Consider the following 555-nt stretch of genomic DNA (forward strand, 5'->3'; position numbering starts at 1 on the left):
GCGGGTTACAGCCGATTCAGTGCATGAAGCTGGCGTCGATGGGCCCGTCTGCGCTAGAATGCGCGTCTGCCATCGGCCAGCCTGATGTGCAGTCCGGCTGTGGTCTCCGGCGCGCCGCGCGCTGTTTCCCCTGATCCGTGAACTGGCCGCCCACCGGGCGGCCAACGTCTCTATGGTGGCCCCGTCGGCCCCTCGCGACGCTAGGTCGAAAACCCCGCCAGGGCCGGAAGGCAGCAACGGTATCGATCGACGCGGGCGCCGAGGTCAGCCGGCGGGGCCACCGCCTTTTCCGCACTGGGCTCAGATCCCTTTGCATGGCAAAGGGATCTGACCCCGGCTCCGCATTCTTGGCCCGGCATGGCACCGCGCTACCCTGCCTCGGGCGTGCCCTGGTGGAACACCATGCGCCATCTGTCCCCGTGCCGGCGCCACAGCGAACTGCGCAGCACCCAGTGCTGCAGCTGCCCATCAAGGTGATGGCGGCTGCGGTAGCGCACCTGGGCCAGGTCCTGCGACAGCAGCCAGACGGCGTACTGCTCCGATTCGATCTGCACC

The 555-nt window shown here is 68.3% G+C and carries 1 other RNA gene and 1 pseudogene; one reads left to right on the top strand and one right to left on the bottom strand.

Annotated features, from left to right (window positions below):
* The first annotated feature begins 181 nt into the window (after window positions 1-181).
* Window positions 182-278: signal recognition particle sRNA small type (ffs, locus tag GVL52_RS28370), an RNA gene on the top strand.
* A gap of 90 nt (window positions 279-368) precedes the next feature.
* On the opposite strand, the pseudogene GVL52_RS28375 reads toward ffs, so the two are convergent.
* Window positions 369-555: pseudogene (locus tag GVL52_RS28375) on the bottom strand (DUF4440 domain-containing protein); the annotation flags it as partial.

Origin of the sequence: Rhizobium sp. 18055 (assembly GCF_902706285.1) — a bacterium.
Classification (GTDB): Bacteria; Pseudomonadota; Alphaproteobacteria; order Rhizobiales; family Rhizobiaceae; genus Rhizobium.